Origin of the sequence: uncultured Lactobacillus sp., from assembly GCF_945290125.1 — a bacterium.
Lineage (GTDB): Bacteria > Bacillota > Bacilli > Lactobacillales > Lactobacillaceae > Lactobacillus > Lactobacillus rizhaonensis.
The window spans coordinates 13,720-37,240 of record NZ_CALYQV010000017.1 but is presented as its reverse complement, the minus strand read 5'-3'; the positions used below and the strand labels follow the sequence as shown (position 1 = coordinate 37,240).

The window sequence follows — 23,521 nt, the reverse complement described above, 5'->3', positions numbered from 1 at the left end:
GGATTTTCGACCGCTTAAATCACACTGTTAGTGAAGTTATTCGGTTGTTTGATGAATATAAATTTGGTGAAGCAGGGCGCGAACTATACAACTTTATCTGGAATGATTTTTGTGATTGGTATATCGAAATGGCTAAAGTTGCATTAAACGGTAGCAATGAAGAACTCAAAGCTAAAAAACAAGATAATTTAGTTTGGATTCTTGATCAGATATTACGTTTGCTTCATCCAATTATGCCATTTGTGACAGAAAAATTATGGTTGTCTATGCCCCATGATGGTGAGTCAATTATGGTAGCCAAATATCCTGAAGCCCATGCTGAATTTGAAAATGCACAAGCTCGTCATGACATGGCTTTCTTAATCGAAATTATTAAAGCTGTACGTAACATTCGGATGGAAGTAAATGCTCCGTTGTCTTCTTCGATTGACATTATGATTCAATTAGAAGATGCTAAGAATGAAAGAATTTTAACTGATAATGAAGATTACGTTAAGAACTTTTTGCATCCAAAGGAATTAACCATTTCAACTCAAATTACTGCACCCAAACTTGCTAAAACTGCTGTAATTTCAGGAGCGCAGATCTTTGTGCCGTTAGCTGATTTAGTCAATATTGCAGATGAAATCAAGCACATGACCAAAGAAGAAAAAGATTTGCAAGCTGAAGTTGAACGATCAACTAAGAAACTAAATAATCAAGGCTTTGTCGCACATGCCCCGGAAGCTGTAATAAATAAAGAAAAAGCGAAAAAAGCTGATTACGAAAATCAACTTCAAGGCGTTCATGAAAGAATTCAAGAATTAAAGAAGAGTGAATAACGTGACTTTTACCAATGCTCAAGATGTGATTAATTATTTATATTCACTTTCTAAATTACATGAAAAAGCAGATTTAACATATATTAAGACAATTTTGGCTAAGTTAGGTAATCCGCAAGATCAGATAAAAACAATCCATGTTACGGGCACGAATGGTAAAGGCTCAACTTCTTACTATTTAAGTAATTTGTTACAAAAGGCTGGTCAAAGGACTGGCCTTTTTGTTTCGCCCTATGTTTTTGAATTTAACGAACGGATTCAGCTGAATGGTCAAAATATCAGTAACCAAAATTTGATTGGAGTAGCTAATAAAATAGAGTCGGTTTTGAAAAGAATTCGTAAAACCAAACCTACTTTTTCATTAGTGACTTTTGAATATGAAGTAGTATTGGCCTTTCTTTATTTTGCCCAGGAAAAATGTGACTATGCTGTGATAGAAGTTGGCATAGGTGGTGAGCATGACAAAACTAATGTCATTACACCGGAAGTCAGCGTGATTACTACAGTTGGACTAGATCATGAGCAAGTTATCGGACCAACTCTAGCAGATATTGCCCGTGAAAAAAGTGGAATAATAAAGGAAAATCGGCCAGTTGTTTTAGGTAATATTCCCAAAGAAGTATTACCTATTATTCAGCAAAAGGCTCAAAAAGAAAATGCTCTAGTTAAAAAACTTGGTTCTGACTTTAGTGTTTTACTTCAAGAAAATTTGGAGTATCAAGATCAATTCCAAAACCTTTCTTTTTTACCCAGGCCACTAGTTGAAGGCTATGATATTGCTATTGCTGTTCAAGCCTTTAACTTATTAAATTTTTCACTTTCTGCTTCAGAGATAGAAGATGCAATAAACCAAACAACTGTACCTGGACGTTATCAAATCTTGCAAAATAATCCTTTAATTGTCCTTGATGGTGCACACAATATTCAGGCAATGCAAAACCTGTTAAATTTTGCTCATTTTAAGCAGGAGAAAAAGCAAGGCAAAATTAGAGTATTGATTATGATGATGAAAGACAAGGATATTGAGCAGGTTTTTAAACTGTTTAAAGCGGCAGATGAAGTTCACTTAACTACAATTGATTATCCGCGTGCTGCTAAAAAAGAAGACTATCCGCTTTGGATTCAAAAAAGTTATCAGTATCACGCTGACTGGCGGACTTCTTATCAAGATTTAAAGCAGAAGAGTCAAACAAATGATATACTGCTAGTAACAGGATCATTTTACTTAGTTGGAGATATTTTACAAATGGAGATAAAAAATGCGCGTTCAAGGCATTAAGGAAGATATCACAGGCATTTTGTTTGATATGGATGGCTTGCTGGTTAATTCCGAGAATTTATACTGGAAAGCCAATATTCAAGCTGCTAAGGAGGCAAATCTTGGTACGCCCGATGATATCTATCTCAAATTAGTTGGCTCTACAACAACTGATATGAACGATTTTTACCTGCAATATTTTAAGAATAAAGAACAACGTGACCAATTTATTAAACGTACTGATGAACTAGTATGGCAGTGGACCGAACAAGGTAAATTAAAGTTAAGACCAGGAGTACAAAAAGCTCTTGATCAGTTTCTGGCTGCCGGATTGCCTATGGCTGTGGTAACTAGCAATTCTGAAAATGTGGTGGAGCATAACTTATGGGCCACAGGTACGCGTAACTATTTTCAATTTCACTTAAATTATGACGATTTAAAAAATAATAAGGTCAAGCCTAAGCCTGCACCAGATATTTATCTTTTGGCAGCTCAAAAATTACATATTGCCAAAAATAATATTTTAGCGTTCGAAGATTCTTCTCCTGGATTGCTAGCTGCTGTTAATGCCGGCTTAAAATGTGTAATGGTGCCGGATTTAATTCCAGCTACTGTCGAAGATCATAAGAAAACAGTTCTTGTTTGTCAAGACTTCTTTGAATTTTTACAAAAAGTTAGTTAGTTTTGGCGTATATAAATAGTGAAAGGAATGATTTTATGGAATTAATAAGGTCTCATCACTATTTAATTAAAACCGACTGGGAAATGCTGAACAGTTTTTTTGGAGAACTGAAAGAACATGGAATTGAAAACTTTGATGAACTTCTTGTTAAGTTGGAAGAATTAAAAATAAGAAATGCCAATGATCTGCTTAAATATATTTCTGGTGGTCAATGCTGTGACAGCTTAGCACTTTTGAGCGAAGGATTGCTCGAAAGACTGCGCTCAGCAGTATCAGACCGGGAACTTATTATGACTTCAAGCGATGAAGTAGGTACTTATTTATTAGATAAATTTGCAGGACATAAACAAGAAGAACTATGGGCTATCTACATAGATAATAGTAATCATATAATTGCTGAAAAGAAGTTGTTTCAAGGTACTTTGGATAAGTCAATTGCGCATCCGCGGGAGATTTTCCGTTGGGCAGTTATTTATGCCTGTGCCGGCTTTTTTGTGGTGCATAACCATCCAAGCGGTAATTTGTTACCTTCAAAAAGTGATATTGAACTCACTGAGATGCTTCATGAGGCAGCAAAATTATTTCGGATTGAATTTCTTGATCATTTCATTGTGGGCAAAGGAAATTACTTTAGTTTCTGTGAACGGCAATTATTTTAAATTCATCTTAAAGTTACGTTCCATTTTCTTTTTTAAGTTGCACTTTATGCTATAATTATTCAAGATTTAGAGACTGCAATAATAAGGAGAGATTTACGTGTTTGGATTAGGAGCAAAAAATATTGGCATTGACTTAGGAACTGCCAATACTCTTGTTTATATGGAAGGTAAAGGGATTGTTTTAAGAGAGCCTTCTGTGGTGGCAAAAAACACCCATACGGGCAAGGTAATTGCTGTAGGGTCAGAAGCAAGAGAAATGATTGGCAGAACACCAGAAAGCATAGTGGCTATTAGGCCAATGAAAGATGGTGTAATTGCTGATTACGATACAACTGCCTCAATGCTTAAGTATTTTATCGAAAAGACTGTTGGCAATTCCAAACCTTCAGCTATGATTTGTGTACCTTCTGGTGTAACTGAGGTTGAAAAGCGTGCAGTGATTGATGCTGCTCGTGTAGCTGGAGCACGTGAAGCTTTCGTAATAGAAGAACCTTTTGCAGCTGCTATTGGGGCAGGATTGCCAGTAATGGATCCCACTGGCTCAATGGTTGTAGATATTGGTGGTGGTACTACCGATGTTGCCACTATTTCTTTAGGTGGAATAGTTTCTTCTACCTCAATTCGCCAAGCAGGTGATAAGTTCAATACGGCAATTGTGAATTATGTTCATTCTAACTTTAATCTGCTAATTGGTGAGAGAACTGCTGAAGATATTAAAATTCAGATTGGTTCTGCTTCAGTTGAAAAGGCTGAAGATATTGAAGCAGTCAATATTCGTGGTCGTGATTTAGTTACTGGTTTACCAAAATCAGTTGATGTAAAAGCAGTCGATGTTGCTCATGCTATTCAAGACGTTGTTCAGGACATTATCGTTGCAATTAAGGAAACGCTTGAACAGACCTCTCCTGAAATAGCAGCAGACGTCATTGATCACGGAATTGTATTGACGGGCGGTGGAGCTTTACTTAAAAACTTACCTGAGGTTATTTCCGAAGCTACTAAAGTGCCAGTATTTATAGCCCAAGATCCACTAGATTGTGTTGCAGTTGGTACAGGTGAGTCTCTGAAAAATATTGAAGTAATGCGCAAAAATAGCAGATAATACTAAAAGTCGGCTGTTTTCGCCGGCTTTTCTTTAGGGAATGTTTCCAAATGAAGAAATTTCTACAAAACAAAAAATTATTATCGGCATGTATAGCAGTTATTTTGGCTTTTACTATTATAGGAGGTAGTGTCGGCTTACGTAATAGACGTGATACTCCTCTGATTATCCAGAGTTTTGGAAATGACGTGGTTGCAGTGGGATCAAGAATAATTGATTTTCCACTTAGTTTTGTTTCTGGCAGTTTAAATAATGTTCACGATTTATTAAATACTCAAGATGAAAATAACTATCTAAAGAGCAAAGTTACTGACTTGGAACAAACCAAAGCTCGTAATTCTAGCTTGGAAGATGAAAATAAACAACTTAAATCAGCACTAAAAGTAAAAAATACGCTTACTGACTATAATATTATTCAAGCATCTGTCATTTCTCGTTCACCGGACAGTTGGACAGACCTGTTAGTTATTAATAAGGGAACTACATCTGGCTTGCGTAAAAATATGGCGGTAATGTCCGGTGGTGGTATTATTGGTCGCCTAATAGAGGTCAATGCCGCTACTGCAAAAGTTGAATTAATAACAACAAGTGATAAATCAGCTAATCGTTTCGCAGTTGAAGCACAAGCCGTAAACGGAAAGAAAGTTCATGGAATTATTACGGTAATAGGTAACAAGACACTAGCATTTACTCAGGCGGTCGACAGTGAAAAACTAAAGCGTGGTGCAAAAATTTACACTAGCGGTTTAGGTGGTAATTCACCCAAAGGATTATTGGTGGGAACGATTTCTACCACAACCCATGATACATTTGGTTTATCTGATTTAATTAAAATTAATCCAGCAGGTGAATTAAATGACCCCTCTGTAGTATCAGTTATTAAAAGGAAAGTGAACGACTAATGAAGTCTCTGCGAAAGTTTAGTCTTGTTTTAGCTTTATATATTGCTTTAGCTATCAGTGGCAGTTTGTCTTTATTTTTTCACCGGTTTTTTTTAATTGGTAATGCTACAAACTTATTGGTACCCGTTAGCATGATGTTAATAGCACTTTTTGATGACACTAATCATAAAGAGATTTGGTTAGCTTTTGGTACTGGTATAGTAAGCGATATTTATTTTTTGGGTATTATTGGTGTTTATACTATTAGTTTACCTATAATTTGCTGGCTGTTGCAAAAAACTGCCAGATTTTTGCCAGAAGTTTTCTGGGCACGAATCTTAGCGGTTTTAACCGCTTCAATTCTGATTGAGGGCTATACTTGGCTTATTATGAATATAACAGGTCTGACTATTATTAGTTCAATGAAATTGGTAAAAAGTATTTTGCCAACCTTATGTTGGGCATTTATTTTCGCTTCCGTTACTTATAAATTATGGTGGAATTTAGCTGTTAACTATCCCTTTATGGTAAATATAGATAATTATCAACAATAAAAAACGTGAGACAATGATCTCACGCTTTTTTATTCAAAAAAGCCAAAGCTGGATAATGCACCAACAACTTGCATTACTACAGCAACTAAAGTTATTATTGCCATTAGCCAGGCCATGGCAATTGTTAGCTTTTGAAATTTAGATCTCTTTTTATTATGTCTTCTTGTCATTGATAGACCTCCCTGTTTGAACAATATTTTATGCTACTTAAAAGTTTTTTTCAATTAGAGAGTAAGATAAAATAGAGATTAGATAATAGAGGATATAGCCAATGTTTTTAATTTTTTTGATACCTATTGTTGGTCTTGCTTTAGCTTTTCTTATTAATAAGATGTTTCCCAAAGCTCAATTTCGCGGATATGATTTGTTACCATTCTTTTTTATATATGCATGTCACCTGATTACTCTAGATCAGAAAAGACCTGAGTTTTTGCCATATGGTTTTTTTGTCTTCTTCATTTTAGTTATAATAATTGCTATAACTGAGGCAATTAAAAATAAGAACTTGTCCATAAGTAAAACTTTCCGCAAAATATGGGACTATTTAACTGTTAATACTATTTTTTGGTATTTAGGATTATTATTTATGATGATATAGTCAAACTTTTTGAGTAAAAAATTTGTTTTTTTAGTTAAACGCAAACCTGTAATGGTTTGCGTTTTTTACTTTTCGGATAATAAAAAAGAAAAGTTAAACTTTATAACTAAAAAGTGGTAGGAAGTGGTGAATTGTGGTAAATTAATTAGTGGAAGGGGGCAATGCTATGTTCATGGGTGAATATCATCACAATCTCGATAGTAAAGGGCGTTTAATTATACCTGCTCGTTTGCGTAGTCAGATTGGAGAAAAAATGATATTTACTCGTGGAATGGAAGGCTGTATTTTTGGCTATACCACAGAAGCATGGCAAGAAATTGAAGCCAAGCTAGCCCACCTTCCTTTGACTAAGAGAAATGCACGTAGTTTTACGCGTTTATTTTACTCTGGTGCAATGGAATGCGAATTTGATAAGCAAGGACGTGTGAATCTGACCACAACGTTGAAGAAGCACGCTTGTCTTGTTAAAGAATGTGTCATTATAGGAGTTTCTGACCGAATTGAGATTTGGTCAAAGGAGCGTTGGGAAAGCTTTAGTGATGAAGCCAACGAGAACTATGATGATATCGCAGAAAATTTAGATGATTTGGAACTATAAACATGGAATTCAAACACACCAGTGTACTCTTACACCAAACAATCGAAAATTTAAAACCCAAAGATGGTGGTCTTTATGTAGACGCAACTTTTGGCGGCGGCGGTCATGCAAAATATTTACTGAGCAAACTTGCTAGTGGTACCGTGATTGGTTTTGATCAGGATGAATATGCAATAAATTCGGCTAAGTTAAACTTTGCCGATTTACTTAAATCTGAGGCTGACCCTAAATTACAATTAGTACACGACAACTTTAGTCATTTAAAAATTAACTTGGTTAAGCTGGGTTATCAAAATGGCATTGACGGTATCTATTATGATTTGGGCGTTTCCTCCCCACAATTTGATCAGGCAAAAAGAGGTTTTTCTTACCGCTTCGATGCTAGATTGGATATGAGAATGGATCAGGATCAAAGCCTCGATGCGTATCAATTAGTTAATGATTCAAGTCAAAAGGAATTGGCTAATATTTTGTATAAATTTGGTGGAGAAAAGTTTTCTAGCCAGATTGCTCATAAAATTGTCCTCAAAAGACAAAAAAAGCCAATTGCGACAACCTTTGAACTGGTTGACATTATTAAGGAAGCAATTCCTGCGTTTGCAAGAAGGACTGGAGGGCATCCAGCAAAAAAGACTTTTCAGGCTTTGCGTGTTGCTGTAAACCACGAGCTTGATGCTTTAAGTACATCACTTGAGGAAGCGATCAAACTACTCAAACCGGGCGGTCGCATTAGTGTAATTACTTTTCAGTCTGATGAAGATAAAATTGTAAAGAATATTTTTAAAAAATACTCCGACGTTGAGGTACCTAGGGGAATGCCTGCTATTCCCGATGACTTGAAGCCAACGCTTCGATTAGTAAATCGTAAGCCCATTGTTGCTTCGGCTGAAGAGCTTAAAAATAACAATCGCTCACACAGTGCCAAGTTACGGGTTGCAGAAAAATTGTAAAGAGGAAAAACAATGGCTGATAATTTAGCAAGAAAAATAGAGTTTAATCCTAATGAGCAAAGAGATCCAGAGAAGAGACAACGTCAAGTTCTCAATCATCACAACGTTGCTTGGACCGGCTTCGAAAAGTCCTTGCTTATATTGGGAACTATGATCACAATTGGCTTAATGACAATGCTCGTTTCTTCTAGTATTTCTGCTACTTCAGCTCAACATGAACTTACTAGTTTGCAGCGCTCGGTTGCAAAAGAGCAAAGCCAAGTTGGAGATTTGCATCAAGAATTAGGTGAGTTGACCTCAAGCTCAAGAATGAATAAAATTGCTCGCAGCAAGGGGTTGGCTTTGAATGAAAAAAATATTAGGACCATACGCTAATGAATAAACACATTAGTAAAAGAAATAACTTAAATTCCAAAGCCCACGGATACCGTTTTACAGTCGGGAGATTTCTCGAGGTAGCTGTTGCTTTGGTTTTTCTTGTATTTATAGGCAGATTTTTATATCTTGGAATCTCAAAAACCGTTAATGGGCAAAATTTAACCGCTAAGACCGAGCAATTGTATATGCGTAACCAAGTGTTAAAGGCCAATCGGGGAAATATTTATGACCGTAATGGATTAGCTGTAGCGCAGGATTCACATCTATATACAATTTATGCCATTCTAGATAAATCTTCCATTAATTATAAAAATAAGCCCGAATATGTTGTTAACAAAAGTAAAACTGCTGAAAAGTTAGCACAAGTTTTACCTCTTAAAGCAAATAAAATTTTAAAGTATCTTAATCCTTCGCAGCCAGTTTTTCAGGTACAATTTGGTACTGCAGGTTCTAATTTGACAAAAAAGCAAAAAGACCGAATTGAAAAAATGAATTTGCCAGGAATTAAATTTTTTGAAACTCAGTCACGGTTATATCCAAATGGTAATTTTGCATCACACATAATTGGTATGGCTACACCAGTTTATGATAAAAAAACAAGGCAACAAAATTTAGAGGGTACCATGGGACTGGAAGCTTGGTATGACGACGTTCTTACTGGAAAAAACGGCTATCAGGTTTCAGCTGTTGATGCCTCAAATTTCCAGACTCCCAATAGTACCCATACTTATAAAGCCCCAGTAGATGGTAATAATATATATTTAACTATTGACTCGCAGCTGCAGGAATGCCTTGAAAGCAGATTGTCTTATGTTCAGGATACCTTTAATCCTATTTCTATGACAGCCGTAGTTGAAGATATGAAGACGGGAAAAGTGTTAGCTGCTTCACAAAGACCAAGTTTCAACCCGCAGACCAAAAAGGGTCTGAAAAATTCTTATCGCAATATTTTGGTGCAAGATACATATGAACCCGGATCGGTTTTTAAGGTGTTGACATTGTCATCTGCTGTCAATAGTGGAAACTATCATCCAAATCAATATTATAATTCAGGATCAGTTTCTGTGAATGGTTCAGTAATTCACGATTGGAAGCCGCATGGCTGGGGAAGCATACCTTTTTCACAAGCATTTCCACGTTCGAGCAATACCGGATTTGTTCATATTGAACAACAAATGGGTGCTAAGACTTGGAAAAAGTATTTAAAAAAATTCCACATTGATCAGAAAACTGGCGTAACGCTTCCAGGTGAACAACCAGGATTAATCGCGTTTAATTCACCCATTGATCAGGCTGTCACTAGTTTTGGTCAGGGCGTTGATGTGAACGTCATGCAAATGATGCAAGCTTTTAGCAGCTTGGCGAATAATGGTCAAATGGTAAAACCCCAATTCGTTGAAAAAATTACCGATGCAGGTGATCACATAATAACGGGTTACCAAATAAAAAAAGTTGGCAGACCAGTTTATACTAAAGAAACAGCAAATATAGTTCTTGGAAACATGCGACAAGTTTTAAATAAAAGAATTGGTACCGGAGCTGCATACCGGATGAAAAATCAAAGTATTGCTGTTAAAACGGGAACAGCTCAAATTGCCAATCTTAAAGGTGGTGGCTATCTTAAGGGGAACAATAATTACATCTTTTCTGTAGTTGGTGTTACACCAGCTAAGCATCCACGTTATTGCATTTACATCACTGTAAAGCAACCCCAAAGAATGAGTAAACCGGCTGAAGTAATTCTTTCTTCAATTTTTAAACCTGTGATGAATAGAATAATTCTTATGTCGAAAAATGGTTTAAGCAGCTCAACTATGATTAAAATACCTGACCTAACAGGATTAAGTTATAAGGAAGCTGAAGGAATTGCTCAACGGGTTGGATTCAGACTTGTCAGGATTGGTTCAGGTGATAAAATAACCAAGCAGTCTTATCAGGCAGGACAAAAAAAGCAGTCTGGTAAATTAATGCTGGTGCGGACTGCCGGCATTATAAAGTGTCCTGCTATGAAAGGCTGGACAAATGATGAGCTGAAGCAGTTTGCTGATTTGACTGGGGCTAAATTAAGCATTAAAGGTACAGGCGTAGTATCTAAGCAAAGTGTAACTGCTGGTGTAGCTGTCAAATCCGGGACAAAAATAAAAATACAATTAAAGGAGTAGCATTTTATGCTGATCATTAGCATTATTGCATTGGTAAGTTCGTTGGCGTTAACTGGGATTATTTTACCCTGGATGATTATTTTCATGAGGTCACATCATGAAGGACAGGAAATTCGTGATGAAGGTCCTAAATGGCATGAAAAAAAGTCTGGTACACCTACAATGGGTGGTGTGGTTTTTGTTTTAGCAGCCACAGTTTCTACAATTTGGGTTTGTGCATGGCAACACGAAGTCACAAAGATGATGTGGATTTTATTAATCAGTTTGCTAGGCTACGGTATTATAGGCTTCTTAGATGATAGTATAAAATTGTTTTATAAACGTAACTTGGGTCTTCGTGCATGGCAAAAATTTTCTTTACAAATTTTAGTTGCTGTTTTGATTATTATTATCGCGGCAACGGACCATTTTCAATTTAAACTTTTCATACCGTTTTTTGGTGTAATTGACAGTGTTGTTTTATTCACGATTTTTGTAATTTTCTGGTTGGTAGGTTATTCCAACGCGGTTAATCTATCAGATGGTTTAGATGGTCTGGCAACTGGGCTGTCAATTATTGCTTATGCCACTTACTCTTATATTGCACTTAAGCAAAAAAACTTTGCCGTTTTAATTTTTTGTATGAGTGTCATAGGTGGTTTAATTTCATTTTTTATTTTTAATCATAAGCCTGCTAAAATTTTTATGGGTGATGCTGGGTCTCTAGCTTTAGGAGGAGGACTGGCTGCTGTCAGTATCTTTTTAAATAGGCCCTGGTCACTTTTGTTAGTGGGAATTGTATTTGTATGTGAAACAGCAAGCGTGATATTGCAGGTTATCTCTTTTCAAACAACTGGTAAACGGATTTTCAAGATGACGCCAATACATCATCATTTTGAAATGCTGGGTTACTCTGAATGGAAAGTAGACATTATTTTCTGGATTGTTGGCTTACTGGGAAGTATCTTGTATTTAGTAATATGGGGATAAAATAGTTCAATGAGGCAAGTTAAGACTTATCAAGGTAAAAATATTTTAGTTTTAGGCCTCGGCAAAAGTGGTTTTGCAGTAAGTAAATTACTGCTTGAACTTGGTGCAAAGCTAACTTTAAACGACAAGGCTGATTTAAGTAAAAATCCAAAAGCACAGGAATTGGAAAAACTGGGCGTGCGAATAATAGGGGGCACGCATCCAGTAGAATTATTAAACCAAGAATCTTTTGCTTATTTAGTAAAAAATCCGGGGATTCCTTATGAAAACCCTATGGTGCAAGAAGCAAGAAAATTAAATTTGCCAATTATTACTGAACCTGAAATTGCATTGAGTGTTAGTGAAGCTCCATATATTTGTGTTACGGGCTCAAATGGTAAAACTACTACGGTAATGTTAACACAGAAAATTCTGGAGCATCATCTGGCTAAGAATGGCCATCATGCATATGCAGTTGGTAATATTGGTGTTCCAATTTCTGAAGTGGTGAAAAAAGCTACCAAGGATGATATTTTGGTTTGCGAAACTTCCAGTTTTCAACTACTTGGCGTAACAGATATTGATCCTAAAGTAGCTGCAATTATTGATATTTATCACAATGTCCATTTAGATTATCACAAGACTTTTGCTAATTATGTTAATGCCAAACTAAACGTTACCAGAACGCAAACTTCAGATCATTATTTTTTAGCTAACTTAGATCAAAAAAATATTTTTGAAGAAGAAAAGAAAGTTACTAAAGCAAAACTAATAACATTTTCCGAAAATGATCGAACTGCCGACTATTTTATTGCTGATGGCTATTTACAGAATCAGTATGAAAAAATCATTAAGACCGTTGACATGAAATTACCCGGTATCCATAACCAGCAGAATGCGTTAGTTGCCAGCGCAATTGCACAAATTATGGGAGCAGATATCCACGATATCCAAGCAGTGTTAAGTACTTTTACCGGGGCAAAGCATCGCTTGCAATATGTTATGACCTTGGAAGGCCGCAAGATATATAATGACTCCAAATCGACAAATATAGAGGCGGCTTCAGTTGCTATTCCATCTTTCGAAGATCCTGAAGTTTGGATCGCTGGTGGGTTAGATCGCGGTTTTACTTTTGATTCCTTGGTCCCACTTTTAAAAAAACATGTAAAAGCCGTGGTTTTATATGGCGAAACCCGTTATTTACTGGCTGATGCAGCTCGTAAAGCTGGCATTAAAAACATTGTCATTGAAAATACTTTACAGGAAGCAGTACCAAGAGCATATGAATTAACAAATCCTGGTGATGTATTGTTATTTTCACCAGCTTGTGCGTCATGGGATCAATTTCGAACCTTTGAAGAACGTGGAGACTATTTTGTTAATTTTATAAAGGAATTGAAGACTAAATAAAATGAGAATAATATTTACAGGTGGAGGAACTGGCGGCCATATTTATCCTATTATGGCAATTATTGAACGATTAAAAGAGCGCAACTTGGCGACAAATGATGAAATACTGTTTGTCGGTACAAAAAATGGCCTCGAAGCTAAAATAGTTCCAGCAGCAGGAGTAAATTTTAAAACAATTGAGATGCGCGGTTTTTCTCGTAAACATATAATGAGTAATTTTGCTACAATTAGTTTGTTTCTTAAGGCCACGAAAAAAGCTCAAAAAATTATTAATGATTTTAAGCCTGATATCGTGATGGGAACTGGCGGCTATGTCAGTGGTGCCGTAGTGTATGAAGCAACAAAAATGAAGATTCCGACTCTGATTCATGAATCTAATTCAGTAGTTGGCGTTGCTAACAAGTTCTTAGGACACTATGTGAACAAAATTTGTTATACGTTTGATGATGCAGCCAAGCAATTTTCGGAAAAGAAAAAGTTGGTAAAAACTGGAAATCCACGTTCTCAACAAGTACTAAATCTGTCATCAACAAAGATTGATTTGCAAAGTAAATGGGGTCTTAATCCTCAAATACCTACTGTATTGGTTTTTGGTGGTTCTCGTGGTGCTTTGGCTATCAACCGGATAATGTTGAAATCACTGACTCGTCTTGAAACAAAGCCATATCAGGTCATTTGGGTAACAGGAACTTATTATTATCAAAAAATTGCAGAAAAACTAACTAATGTTAATTATGGGAAAAGTATTAAAATCTTACCATATATTAAGGATATGCCAGCACTCTTGCCAAAAATGATTTGTGTAGTTTCGCGTTCAGGAGCCACTAGTATTGCTGAATTTACTGCTTTAGGAGTCCCAGCTATTTTGATCCCTAGTCCAAATGTTACTAATAATCACCAAATGAAAAATGCTCTTGATCTTGAAAAAGCCGGTGCAGCGACAGTGATTGCGGAAAGTGAACTCAATATTAATAACTTTATTTCTTCAATTGATCATATCGTGTTGGATCGTAAGTACTATAAGGAAATGAGTAAGGCATCAAAAAAACTAGGAGTTTCTGATGCTTCTGATGAAGTAATTAAAGTAATGCAAGATTTAGCAAAATAAAAAGAAGGTGAGGCAGTTGACAAAAAAACGAGTAACTAAAATTGACCCTAAAGAAAAGCTATCACCATACTTAAGTCATCAATCAAGTAAGAAAAAGAAAAATTTCAGAACTAATACAAAAATCTCTGCCTCTCTTTCTAAATTACATAATGAACGTAAATCTGCACTATTAAAGAGATTGGGACTTATAATAGGTGTTTCAGTAATAGCACTTTTGGGGCTTGGCTATTATATTTCTCCACTGGCAAATGTTCAAAGTATTCAAATTAACGGGGAAAATGATTTACCAGTAAAAGAAGTTGTAAAAGCAACAGATATTAAAGCTAGTGATAAAGTAGTCGATTATCTTTTTAATAAAAATGGCGTATCCCGTAAACTATCTGCAAAATACTCAGAAATAAAAAACATCAAAGTTCAAGTTAAAGATTTTAATCATTTAATAATTGAAATTGATGAATATCCCACAAAAGGCTACATTAAGACTTCTAAAGGATATCGTAAAATACTTACACAGGGAAAATTGGGGTCTCAGTTTATTCCTTGGTCAAAAGTGTATCCAGATAAACCAGTTTTTGTAGGCTACAATCATGAAGTATCTCTCAGAAAAATTCTTCATTTATTCAATAGTTTACCGCCTGATTTTCAGGATCAAATTAAATTATTAAGTGGTAATACCCGAAGAAAATCACAAGTGATTTTTCTAATGAAAAACGGTAATGTAGTTATTGGCAACGTTTCAACCCTAAAAAGTAAAATAAAGTACTATAATAAAATAAAAACTAAAGTGGGAAAAAATACGCTGATTGATTTGGAAGTAGGGGCGTTTAGCAGGCCGCTTACACCAAATGAAAAGCGTGCTTACGGTTTAATATAAACTGATTTTAAGCTAGTTTTATGGTAAAATTTTTTTAGGTAGCACTGACGGGGGGAAAATTTTGGACAATTCAAATTTATTAGTGGGCTTAGATATTGGTACCACAAGTGTGAAAGCGGTTGTAGCTGATTCCGGCAAAGTTATTGGAGCCGTTGCAGTTCCTAATAAAGGGATGCGACATGGCAATATAGTTGATATTGATGAAACTGCCGCTGCGATTAATAGGGCTTTAAAAGAAATAGCCAAAAAAACAAATGCAAATATTTATCGAGTAGTAACAGGTATACCTGTAGGTATGCTCCAACTTGAAACTGCAAGTGATTTAGTTAATATCAGCGATAATGGTCAAGAAGTAGGTAACCATGATGTTAGGCGAGTAGTTCGTGCTGCCATCAGGTCTGCTGTGAAAAACGAACGGGAGCCTATTTCTTTTTTGCCAAGTCGCTTTCTAATTGATGGTAAAACCGAAGTCGATGATCCGCGAAAAATGATTGCACATTCTTTGTCTGTACAAGGCATCATGTTAACGGCTCCTGCTAGTCCTTTACATAATATCAAAAAAGCTATTGAACGTGCTGGCTATTCCAATAACTTTTTTATTCCAACTCCACTTGCTATTGCCAGCGTGGCTTTAAATGAAAGTGAACGCAATTTTGGTTCAATTATCCTCGACTTAGGTGGAGGAGTTACGACGGCTACGGTAATTCATAATAATCAAATTAAATATGCTAATATCGATTTTGAAGGCGGCAGTGATATTAGTAATGACATTTCGGTTGTTTTAAGTACTTCTAACAAGGATGCAGAACAAATAAAACTTGATTATGGTTATGCTGATCCTAGCCTGGCATCTGCTAAAAATAAATTTGCCGTTAACAGCGTTGGTTCAAATGGCCAGCAAATGGTTGACGAAAATTACTTAAGTGAAATTATTAACGCTAGAGTCATGCAGACTATTGCTAGAATTGAAAAAGGTTTGATTAAGCATGATGCTTTAGAGTTACCTGGTGGTATTATTATTACTGGCGGAAGCAGTCTGCTGCAAGGCTTTGATAGTATTATAGCTAATACTTTGAACGTTAAGGCGCGAATTTATCAGCCTGACCAAATTGGGATGCGTAATCCAATTTACTCAGCGGCTTACGGAGTAGTTAACTATGCATATAAAATGTCCGATATAGATTTCCTAGTAATTAGTGCTATTTATGGCAGAGGTGCTCTCGGTCAAGGGGAGCAGTCTACTCAGGAAAAGCCAAAAACTTCTAAAAGAACAATTGCTGTTAATGAAACTAAAAGAAAAGAAGAATATAATAGACATGAGTTACTAAAGCGTGAGCAATCTCCGCATAGTAAAACAAAAAATAATACGCAAAATAAAGATAAAGGCTTTAAGAACTTCTTCAAAAAGTTCTTTGATTAAAGGTGGTTAATTAGATGGATTTCACGTTCGATTCAGACGACAATAAAAATGCTGTCATCAAAGTTATCGGTGTCGGTGGTGCTGGTGGTAATGCTGTTAATCGAATGATTGATGACGGTGTGCAGGGAGTTTCCTTCGTTGCTGCTAACACTGATGTACAAGCATTAAATAGCAATAAAGCAGAGAATAAAATTCAGTTAGGCCCTAAGTTAACAAGAGGACTGGGAGCTGGCTCTCACCCTGAAGTTGGCCAAAAGGCTGCAGAAGAAAGTGAACAGACAATTGAAGATGCTCTAAAGGGCGCTGACATGATCTTCATTACTGCTGGAATGGGTGGTGGTACTGGAACTGGTGCTGCACCAATTGTAGCTAAAATTGCCCGCGAAACGGGTGCGTTAACTGTTGGCGTTGTAACTCGTCCTTTTACTTTTGAAGGACCAAAAAGATCAAAAAACGCCGCTGAGGGTATTGCGCAGCTAAAGCAGTACGTTGATACTCTTGTAATTATTGCCAATAATCGTTTACTAGAAATGGTTGACAAAAAGACACCGATGATGGATGCTTTCAAAGAAGCTGACAATGTCTTAAAACAAGGTGTTCAAGGTATTTCTGACTTAATTACTTCAACTGACTATGTCAACCTCGACTTTGCCGATGTTAAAACTGTTATGGCTAATCAAGGCGCTGCTTTAATGGGTATTGGCCGTGCAAGTGGCGAAAATCGCACTGTTGAAGCTACAAAACTGGCAATTTCTTCCCCTTTGCTTGAAGTATCGATTGATGGTGCTAAGCAGGTACTGCTAAATATAACTGGTGGTCCTGACTTAACTTTATTTGAAGCGCAGGATGCTTCAGAAATCGTTTCTAAGGCTGCTGGTGACGATGTTAATATAATTTTTGGTACTTCTATTAATCCTAATTTGGGAGATGAAGTTGTAGTTACTGTTATTGCGACAGGAATCAACTCTCAAGCAGAGGAGGAAGCCTCAAAGCAGCTCCCGGGTCATAGTCACCAGATTAAATCCCAACCAGGTCAAGCCAATACATCTCCAGAAAGAAAAATTAACTCAGTTAACAGACCTATGGAGCAAAATACGGCTGTAAGCGAAAATTCCAGTGCAGTTCAAAGTGCACCTAAACATAAGCCAATGGTTGATCCGACAAGTGTTTGGGGCCTGGATAACGATGATGAGGGCAACCGTCGGTCAACACCTTTTGCAGCAAATCAGGATGATAGATCTAGTTCATTTGATAAAGACGATCAAAGTAGTATTTCACAAATCGAAACTAATGCTTTTGATGATGACGATACTGATGATATTCCATTTTTCAGGCATCGTGGTGAAAACTAATAGGAGGCAAGAGAAATGGCTTTTAGTAAAATAGGCAAATTTTTCGGCGTGGCAAATGATGAAGATGAAATGTTAGATGACGAATATGCAGAAGAGCAGCAGTTAAGTGATGAAGACAATTTTCCTGCTGGTGCTGTTAACCGCGATAAAGTTGTTTCCATTAAATCTGGTATGAATGCTGCCAAAAGCAAAATTGTGCTTTATGAGCCACGTGTTTATTCAGATGCTAAAGAAGTTGCCCAGAATTTATTGAATAATAAAGCGGTAATTATTAACTTCAGCAGAATGGAAGATGCATCAGCCAGAAGAATCGTTGATTTTATTACTGGTACAGTGTATGCTTTAAACGGTGAAATTCAACGTATCGGAGATAAAATTTTTTTAGCGACTCCCCCAAAGTTTGTCACGAATGGCAAAATTAGCGATCTAGTTGATAAGAAAGATTCTTTAAGTTAATGGCAGCAAATATCATATATTACGGCATTAATATTATTGACTATGTAATATGGATTTACAGTATAGTCATGGTAATTGATGCAATTTTAAGTTGGGTTCCTTCTCTACGCGATTCAGCTGTGGGTCGCATAATTAATCGAGTAATTAACCCTTATTTGAATATTTTTCGAAAGGGGCCAATTGCCAGACTGTCTAATGCCACTGGATTAGATATTTCATTTTTAATCGGTTTGCTTTTACTTTATTTTGTCCAAGATTATGTTTTAAATTGGATTGCAAATATTTTATTTCATTTATTTGTTTAATCTCCAATCCTAATAAAGAGCTGGTAAATTTCGTTATAACTTTGACGGGAGCTACTAGCTCTTTATTTATTGACTGGCTGAATTATTTCCTAAAATAAAAGAAAGTCACAGTTCATGATATAATAATTTACGAAGTGATAGAATAGTAATTTCACCTTCATTATTAGGGGGCAGTTCTTGAAAACATCTAATATTTCAAAATGTAGTTTTTATATTAAAAATGTGGTCTTTAAAGGAAATTTATCTGACCAAAAAACAGTTGATAGAATGAATGGGCTTATAAATGATGTCATTTATAAGCATCAAAAAGTTTTAACTGATTTTTTAGATCCAGGGGAAAGAGACATTTTAAAAAAACTGGCTGGAAATGAAGTTTGTTTGCAAAGCTTTGGTGGTTATGCAAATGCTGAAAAAAAGAGAGTTGTTATAACAGAAGATTGGGCTACTGGTTCATCTCTGTCATATCAAATCAGTCTATTTGAAATTGAATATCCTCAAAAATTTGTTTCTTTGACCCATAGTGATGTATTAGGAAGTATAACTAATGCTGGAATAGCAACGTCCACATTTGGTGATATTATTACGGATGGGAAAGGGCGCTGGCAATTTTTTGGCAAAAGTGAACTAACTGATTTTTTCCAATATGAAATTACTCATATTGGCCGCACAAAAGTTAAATTAAGGCCTATTTCAAGCAAAAAAACATTAGCTGTTGAAGATGAAAGTAAACACTTAACTGTAATTGCTTCTTCATTACGTTTGGATGCAGTTCTAGCAGCAATAGCTAAACAAAGTAGAAGCCAAATTAAAGCCAATATTAAAAATAATTTAGTTAAATTAAATTGGCATACTATTAAAGATTTTAATATAATAATTGAAGAAGCTGATGTTCTTAGCCAAAGACATTTTGGCAGATGTAAGATTATGAGTATTTCAACGACGAAAAAAGGCAATTATAAGGTGGTATATAAGCTATGGCAGACGAAAAGAAAGAAACGCAGAAGCTGACTCCAATAAAAATTCACAATAAAGAATTTAAAAAAAGAGGATTAAGTGGATATGACAGGCATGAAGTTGATAGTTTTTTAGATCAAATTATTAACGATTATGGTGATGTATTAGATCAAAATATTGATTATAAAAATAAAATAATCCAATTACAAGATCGAGTTTCAAATTTACAAAAGCAGGTTGCACAATACCAGCAGAACGAAAATGCTACTAAAGAAGCCATAAATAATGCCAAGATCAAAGCAGAAAGAATTATCAACGACGCTACAGTTCAGGCAAATAACGCAACTGAGCAGGCTAAAATTGATACTGATTATCAGCGCCAGCAACTGGAAACTATTAAGTCGGATTATGAACGGGTCAAAAAGGAAGCTTCCGGTTATCGCAGGTATATTCAAGAACTTCTACAAAAAGCAATTGAGAATCTGAATGACGAAAAGTGGCAAAAAGCTCTTGATCAATATTTTGACACAGAACGGTTTTATCCTCCTGATGGTGCAGAACCAATCATGCTCACCGATGAAGACGAGGATGTCGATGAAGACGATGATGATACTGATACTGATGAAGACGATGAGGATTTTGAGGTTGACAACGATACGGATGATGAAGTAAACTTTGAACAAGACTCTGAAGAAACAAATAATAGTCCTCAACCAATGACCGGTGACAGTCCTAGTATTGAAACTGTTAATAACGACGATGCTGCAGCCGATAATAATTCTGGTGGAACTACTATTATTTTTCCGGATGACTATAAAAATCATAAATGACAAACTAACAGTAAAACTTGCGAGCAATTCAGCGAATTAGTGAGGGTGTGAGTCTAATATAAGAGCTTAAAGGTTGATCAGCTGTTAATAATGGTTTGTTACGGTGGTTGCACGATACGCAATTCATTAAGTGGAGTTTAGCGACTCAATTTAGGTGGTACCACGATATTAACCTCGCCCTAATTATAGGGCGAGGTTTTTTTGATAGGAAGGATTAAAAAATGAGAGTGAAAGATACACTTAATTTAGGTAAAACTAAATTTAAGATGCGGGGCAATTTGCCAGTACGCGAAGCACAATGGCAAAAAGAATGGGAAGAAAATAAATTATATGAACAGAGATTAAAATTAAACAAAGGAAAGCCAAGATTTGACTTGCATGATGGTCCTCCCTTTGCAAATGGTAATATTCATATTGGCCATGCTATGAATAAAGTATCTAAGGACATAATTGTTCGCTTCAAAAACATGAACGGTTATTATGCCCCTTATGTTCCTGGTTGGGATACTCATGGGTTGCCAATTGAACAGCAATTGACTAAACAAGGCGTTGACCGCAAAAAAATGAATCTTGCGGATTACCGTCAGCTTTGTCAGGATTTTGCCAGTAAAGAAGTTAAAAAGCAAATGACTGACTTTAAGCGTTTAGGCGTAATGGGAGACTGGGACCACCCATATATTACTTATCAACCAGAATATGAGGCAGAAGAAATTCGCGTCTTCGGTAAAATGTATGAAAAAGGTTATATCTATAAAGGTAAAAAACCTGTTTATTGGTCTCCTTCAAGTGAATCAACATTAGCTGAAGCGGAAGTTGAATATCACGATATTAAATCACCTTCAATTTATGTTTCATTTCCTGTAAAAGACGGCAAAGGAATTCTGAATCCTGAGAAGACATATTTCTTGATTTGGACAACTACACCTTGGACTATTCCTACTAACCAAGGGATTACAGTTAATCCAGGGTTTGATTACTCAGTAGTCCAGGTTAACGATAAGCGCTACGTTGTTGGAACTGATCGTTTAGAAGCCGTCGCTGAAGAATTAGGTTGGAATGACTATGAGGTGGTGCAACATCTTAAGGGTAGTGAAATGGACCGTATGGTTGCTAAGCATCCTTTGTATGACCGTGATGCCATTTTAATGAATGCGATGCACGTTACTGCTAGTGACGGTACTGGCTTAGTTCACACAGCTTCTGGCTTTGGTGAAGATGACTATAATGTTGCTCAAAAATATGGTCTACCTGTATATAGTCCTATGGATGACAAGGGTTGCTTTACTGAAGATATTAATGATCCTGATTTAGCTGGCTTATTTTATGATGATGCAAATAAAGTTGTCAGCGAAAAATTAAAGAAGTCAGGGAATTTACTCAAGTTAAGTTTCTTTACCCACTCATACCCGCATGATTGGCGCACAAAGAAGCCTGTAATTTACCGTGCTACTACACAATGGTTTGCTTCTGTTGCTAAGTTTCGTCAGCAAATTCTTGACCAGATTGATCAGGTTAAATTTACGCCGTCTTGGGGTCAATTACGCTTACACAATATGATTAAAGATCGTGGTGACTGGGTAATTTCCAGACAACGTGCTTGGGGTGTTCCACTGCCTATCTTTTACGCAGAAGATGGTACCCCGATTGTCACGCCAGAGACTATTGAGCACATTGCCCAGATTTTTGCCAAAGAAGGATCAAATTCATGGTATAGAAGAAGTGCCAAGGAATTGTTGCCAGACGGTTTTACTTCCGTACATTCTCCCAATGGTAAGTTTACTAAAGAAACAGATATTTTGGACGTTTGGTTTGATTCAGGGTCTTCCCATCAGGCAGTTATGGCCAAAAGACCAGACTTGAGATTTCCATGTGATCTTTATCTTGAAGGTAGCGACCAATACCGTGGTTGGTTCAATTCAAGTCTGATTACTTCTGTAGCTGCCACGGGTAAAGCACCTTATCGTGGCATTTTGTCACAAGGCTTTGTTTTAGATGAAAAAGGACATAAAATGTCTAAATCGTTAGGTAATGTAATTTCACCAAACGATGTCATCAAACAAATGGGTGCGGAAATAATTCGTTTATGGGTTGCCTCAGTTGACACGACTTCTGACGTTGCCGTTTCACAAGATATTTTACGTCAAACCTCTGAAAGTTATCGTAAAATTCGGAATACTTTCCGTTACATGCTGGCTAACACCTCAGACTTTGATCCACAAAGAGACCGCGTGGTTTGTGAAAATCTCAATTCTATTGATCAATACATGGAAGTTAAACTTAACGATTTAGTTAAAACTTGCCTTGACAGTTATGAACGTTACGACTTTAATAATGTTTATAAAAAGGTATTTGCCTTTATCTCAAACGACTTATCAGCATTTTACCTGGACTTTGCCAAAGATGTTCTTTACATTGAAAGCAAAAACAGTCATGCGAGAAGATCAATGCAAACTGTAATCTATGATGCAGCGGTAAAGCTTGCTAAAGTCATGACACCAATATTACCTCATACAATGGAAGAGGTTTGGTCCTTCTTAAAAGAAAAAGAAGATTGCGTCCAGCTTGCCGACATGCCTGAAGTTGAACGATATGATAATCATGATGAACTTCTAGAAAATTGGCAGAAATTCATGAATTTACGTGATGATGTTTTGAAGGTGCTCGAAGAAGCACGTGATCAAAAATTAATTGGTAAATCTTTTGAAGCAGCTGTTACAGTTTATCCCACAGATGAGATAAAAACTGTTTTAGCTAATCTTGATGCCAACTTTAGACAAATTTTGATTGTTTCTAAATTAACGATTGCTAAGGGTGAGGCACCGGCAAATGCTCAAAAATTACCAAATGGTGCTTTTGTAGTTGAGCATGCTAAAGGAGAAGTTTGTCCTCGTTGTCGCATGATTAGAACTGATATCGGAGCTGATAGTGAAGTACCAATGCTTTGCGGTAGATGTGCTAAAATTGTCAAAGAGGATTACCCTGAAGCTGTGCAGGAAGGCTTAGAAGAATAATGCGCTACGGAACTGTAAAGCAATTCGATCGTAACAGTAGTTTTGGTTTTATTACTGATAGTGAAAACCAGAAATCATATTTTGTTTTTTATACAGCAATAAAAGAAGAAGGTTATCGTCGCTTACAAGTAGGACAAAAGGTTAAATATCAGCTTGCCCAAGGAAAAAATGGGCTCCAATGTGTCAATGTATATTTAGCTGATTAACAGG

25 protein-coding genes are annotated in these 23,521 nt (G+C 36.3%); 24 read left to right on the top strand and 1 reads right to left on the bottom strand.

Annotation, left to right across the window (positions count from 1 at the left end; translation table 11 throughout):
- The 7 genes from Q0K80_RS04465 to mreD all read left to right on the top strand — a co-directional run.
- A partial coding sequence (locus Q0K80_RS04465; protein WP_294603654.1) for a class I tRNA ligase family protein occupies window positions 1–821 on the top strand: 821 nt, incomplete at its 5' end.
- 1 nt (window position 822) lies between these two features.
- Window positions 823–2,100 (top strand): folylpolyglutamate synthase/dihydrofolate synthase family protein, encoded by a 1,278-nt coding sequence (locus Q0K80_RS04460; RefSeq protein WP_294603653.1) that lies wholly within the window; start codon window positions 823–825, stop codon window positions 2,098–2,100.
- On the top strand, window positions 2,081–2,761 hold the full coding sequence (locus Q0K80_RS04455) for an HAD family phosphatase (RefSeq protein ID WP_294603651.1): 681 nt from the start codon (window positions 2,081–2,083) through the stop codon (window positions 2,759–2,761). The genes Q0K80_RS04460 and Q0K80_RS04455 overlap by 20 nt, the downstream gene beginning before the upstream one ends.
- A gap of 35 nt (window positions 2,762–2,796) precedes the next feature.
- Window positions 2,797–3,420, top strand: a complete 624-nt coding sequence (locus tag Q0K80_RS04450) for a JAB domain-containing protein (protein ID WP_294603648.1) — start codon at window positions 2,797–2,799, stop codon at window positions 3,418–3,420.
- Between the two features lie 97 nt (window positions 3,421–3,517).
- A complete protein-coding gene (locus tag Q0K80_RS04445; protein ID WP_294603643.1) occupies window positions 3,518–4,522 on the top strand; it encodes a rod shape-determining protein in 1,005 nt (334 codons plus the stop codon).
- A gap of 50 nt (window positions 4,523–4,572) precedes the next feature.
- Window positions 4,573–5,424, top strand: a complete 852-nt coding sequence (mreC, locus tag Q0K80_RS04440) for a rod shape-determining protein MreC (RefSeq protein WP_294603639.1) — start codon at window positions 4,573–4,575, stop codon at window positions 5,422–5,424.
- On the top strand, window positions 5,424–5,957 hold the full coding sequence (mreD, locus tag Q0K80_RS04435; RefSeq protein ID WP_294603637.1) for a rod shape-determining protein MreD: 534 nt from the start codon (window positions 5,424–5,426) through the stop codon (window positions 5,955–5,957). Before mreC ends, mreD begins: the two co-directional genes overlap by 1 nt.
- A 29-nt stretch (window positions 5,958–5,986) precedes the next feature.
- On the opposite strand, the gene Q0K80_RS04430 is transcribed toward mreD, so the two are convergent.
- Window positions 5,987–6,127 carry a DUF4044 domain-containing protein gene (locus Q0K80_RS04430; protein WP_294603635.1) on the bottom strand — a complete coding sequence of 47 codons (141 nt, stop codon included), beginning with the start codon at window positions 6,125–6,127 and terminating at the stop codon, window positions 5,987–5,989.
- Window positions 6,128–6,228: 101 nt separating this feature from the next.
- On the opposite strand from Q0K80_RS04430, the gene Q0K80_RS04425 reads away from it, so the two are divergent.
- From Q0K80_RS04425 to Q0K80_RS04345, 17 genes are all read left to right on the top strand, one after another.
- Complete coding sequence (locus tag Q0K80_RS04425) at window positions 6,229–6,555, top strand: DUF3397 domain-containing protein (RefSeq protein WP_294603633.1); 327 nt, start codon at window positions 6,229–6,231, stop codon at window positions 6,553–6,555.
- A gap of 166 nt (window positions 6,556–6,721) precedes the next feature.
- Entirely contained in the window at window positions 6,722–7,153 is a 432-nt protein-coding gene (gene mraZ / locus Q0K80_RS04420) for a division/cell wall cluster transcriptional repressor MraZ (protein ID WP_294603631.1), read from the top strand.
- Between the two features lie 2 nt (window positions 7,154–7,155).
- Entirely contained in the window at window positions 7,156–8,103 is a 948-nt protein-coding gene (gene rsmH, locus Q0K80_RS04415) for a 16S rRNA (cytosine(1402)-N(4))-methyltransferase RsmH (RefSeq protein WP_294603629.1), read from the top strand.
- A gap of 12 nt (window positions 8,104–8,115) precedes the next feature.
- Entirely contained in the window at window positions 8,116–8,478 is a 363-nt protein-coding gene (gene ftsL, locus Q0K80_RS04410; RefSeq protein WP_046324739.1) for a cell division protein FtsL, read from the top strand.
- Window positions 8,478–10,643, top strand: a complete 2,166-nt coding sequence (locus Q0K80_RS04405) for a penicillin-binding transpeptidase domain-containing protein (protein WP_294603626.1) — start codon at window positions 8,478–8,480, stop codon at window positions 10,641–10,643. Before ftsL ends, Q0K80_RS04405 begins: the two co-directional genes overlap by 1 nt.
- A gap of 6 nt (window positions 10,644–10,649) precedes the next feature.
- Window positions 10,650–11,612 (top strand): phospho-N-acetylmuramoyl-pentapeptide-transferase, encoded by a 963-nt coding sequence (mraY, locus tag Q0K80_RS04400; protein WP_294603624.1) that lies wholly within the window; start codon window positions 10,650–10,652, stop codon window positions 11,610–11,612.
- 9 nt (window positions 11,613–11,621) lie between these two features.
- Window positions 11,622–13,001 (top strand): UDP-N-acetylmuramoyl-L-alanine--D-glutamate ligase, encoded by a 1,380-nt coding sequence (gene murD, locus Q0K80_RS04395; protein ID WP_294603622.1) that lies wholly within the window; start codon window positions 11,622–11,624, stop codon window positions 12,999–13,001.
- Window position 13,002: 1 nt separating this feature from the next.
- The gene (murG, locus tag Q0K80_RS04390; protein WP_294603620.1) at window positions 13,003–14,109 is read left to right on the top strand and encodes an undecaprenyldiphospho-muramoylpentapeptide beta-N-acetylglucosaminyltransferase; all 1,107 of its coding nucleotides are present in this window, start codon (window positions 13,003–13,005) and stop codon (window positions 14,107–14,109) included.
- A gap of 16 nt (window positions 14,110–14,125) precedes the next feature.
- On the top strand, window positions 14,126–14,983 hold the full coding sequence (locus tag Q0K80_RS04385) for an FtsQ-type POTRA domain-containing protein (RefSeq protein WP_294603618.1): 858 nt from the start codon (window positions 14,126–14,128) through the stop codon (window positions 14,981–14,983).
- Window positions 14,984–15,044: 61 nt separating this feature from the next.
- On the top strand, window positions 15,045–16,403 hold the full coding sequence (gene ftsA, locus Q0K80_RS04380) for a cell division protein FtsA (protein WP_294603615.1): 1,359 nt from the start codon (window positions 15,045–15,047) through the stop codon (window positions 16,401–16,403).
- A 14-nt stretch (window positions 16,404–16,417) separates the two neighbouring features.
- Window positions 16,418–17,755 carry a cell division protein FtsZ gene (gene ftsZ / locus Q0K80_RS04375; RefSeq protein WP_294603614.1) on the top strand — a complete coding sequence of 446 codons (1,338 nt, stop codon included), beginning with the start codon at window positions 16,418–16,420 and terminating at the stop codon, window positions 17,753–17,755.
- Window positions 17,756–17,770: 15 nt separating this feature from the next.
- Window positions 17,771–18,211: a cell division protein SepF gene (locus Q0K80_RS04370; RefSeq protein WP_294603612.1), complete on the top strand. Its 441-nt coding sequence runs from the start codon at window positions 17,771–17,773 to the stop codon at window positions 18,209–18,211.
- Entirely contained in the window at window positions 18,211–18,516 is a 306-nt protein-coding gene (locus tag Q0K80_RS04365; RefSeq protein ID WP_294603610.1) for a YggT family protein, read from the top strand. Before Q0K80_RS04370 ends, Q0K80_RS04365 begins: the two co-directional genes overlap by 1 nt.
- Window positions 18,517–18,693: 177 nt before the next feature.
- Window positions 18,694–19,524 carry a YlmH/Sll1252 family protein gene (locus Q0K80_RS04360; RefSeq protein ID WP_294603607.1) on the top strand — a complete coding sequence of 277 codons (831 nt, stop codon included), beginning with the start codon at window positions 18,694–18,696 and terminating at the stop codon, window positions 19,522–19,524.
- Window positions 19,491–20,300, top strand: coding sequence for a DivIVA domain-containing protein (locus Q0K80_RS04355; protein WP_294603605.1), 810 nt, complete (start codon window positions 19,491–19,493; stop codon window positions 20,298–20,300). The genes Q0K80_RS04360 and Q0K80_RS04355 overlap by 34 nt, the downstream gene beginning before the upstream one ends.
- Before the next feature lie 221 nt (window positions 20,301–20,521).
- On the top strand, window positions 20,522–23,311 hold the full coding sequence (gene ileS, locus Q0K80_RS04350) for an isoleucine--tRNA ligase (protein WP_294603604.1): 2,790 nt from the start codon (window positions 20,522–20,524) through the stop codon (window positions 23,309–23,311).
- Window positions 23,311–23,517 (top strand): cold-shock protein, encoded by a 207-nt coding sequence (locus Q0K80_RS04345; RefSeq protein ID WP_046324751.1) that lies wholly within the window; start codon window positions 23,311–23,313, stop codon window positions 23,515–23,517. The genes ileS and Q0K80_RS04345 overlap by 1 nt, the downstream gene beginning before the upstream one ends.
- Window positions 23,518–23,521 lie beyond the last annotated feature (4 nt).

What these genes read in the sequence shown, in the direction of transcription:
- Q0K80_RS04405 (WP_294603626.1), top strand. Translation starts at nt 8,478, where the DNA reads ATGAATAAACACATTAGTAAAAGAAATAACTTAAATTCCAAAGCCCAC.
- mreC (WP_294603639.1), top strand. Translation starts at nt 4,573, where the DNA reads ATGAAGAAATTTCTACAAAACAAAAAATTATTATCGGCATGTATAGCA.
- mraY (WP_294603624.1), top strand. Translation starts at nt 10,650, where the DNA reads ATGCTGATCATTAGCATTATTGCATTGGTAAGTTCGTTGGCGTTAACT.
- Q0K80_RS04450 (WP_294603648.1), top strand. Translation starts at nt 2,797, where the DNA reads ATGGAATTAATAAGGTCTCATCACTATTTAATTAAAACCGACTGGGAA.
- Q0K80_RS04365 (WP_294603610.1), top strand. Translation starts at nt 18,211, where the DNA reads ATGGCAGCAAATATCATATATTACGGCATTAATATTATTGACTATGTA.
- Q0K80_RS04430 (WP_294603635.1), bottom strand. Translation starts at nt 6,127, where the DNA reads ATGACAAGAAGACATAATAAAAAGAGATCTAAATTTCAAAAGCTAACA.
- Q0K80_RS04345 (WP_046324751.1), top strand. Translation starts at nt 23,311, where the DNA reads ATGCGCTACGGAACTGTAAAGCAATTCGATCGTAACAGTAGTTTTGGT.
- Q0K80_RS04355 (WP_294603605.1), top strand. Translation starts at nt 19,491, where the DNA reads ATGGCAGACGAAAAGAAAGAAACGCAGAAGCTGACTCCAATAAAAATT.
- rsmH (WP_294603629.1), top strand. Translation starts at nt 7,156, where the DNA reads ATGGAATTCAAACACACCAGTGTACTCTTACACCAAACAATCGAAAAT.
- Q0K80_RS04425 (WP_294603633.1), top strand. Translation starts at nt 6,229, where the DNA reads ATGTTTTTAATTTTTTTGATACCTATTGTTGGTCTTGCTTTAGCTTTT.
- murG (WP_294603620.1), top strand. Translation starts at nt 13,003, where the DNA reads ATGAGAATAATATTTACAGGTGGAGGAACTGGCGGCCATATTTATCCT.
- mraZ (WP_294603631.1), top strand. Translation starts at nt 6,722, where the DNA reads ATGTTCATGGGTGAATATCATCACAATCTCGATAGTAAAGGGCGTTTA.
- ileS (WP_294603604.1), top strand. Translation starts at nt 20,522, where the DNA reads ATGAGAGTGAAAGATACACTTAATTTAGGTAAAACTAAATTTAAGATG.
- ftsL (WP_046324739.1), top strand. Translation starts at nt 8,116, where the DNA reads ATGGCTGATAATTTAGCAAGAAAAATAGAGTTTAATCCTAATGAGCAA.
- Q0K80_RS04370 (WP_294603612.1), top strand. Translation starts at nt 17,771, where the DNA reads ATGGCTTTTAGTAAAATAGGCAAATTTTTCGGCGTGGCAAATGATGAA.
- murD (WP_294603622.1), top strand. Translation starts at nt 11,622, where the DNA reads ATGAGGCAAGTTAAGACTTATCAAGGTAAAAATATTTTAGTTTTAGGC.
- ftsZ (WP_294603614.1), top strand. Translation starts at nt 16,418, where the DNA reads ATGGATTTCACGTTCGATTCAGACGACAATAAAAATGCTGTCATCAAA.
- mreD (WP_294603637.1), top strand. Translation starts at nt 5,424, where the DNA reads ATGAAGTCTCTGCGAAAGTTTAGTCTTGTTTTAGCTTTATATATTGCT.
- Q0K80_RS04455 (WP_294603651.1), top strand. Translation starts at nt 2,081, where the DNA reads ATGCGCGTTCAAGGCATTAAGGAAGATATCACAGGCATTTTGTTTGAT.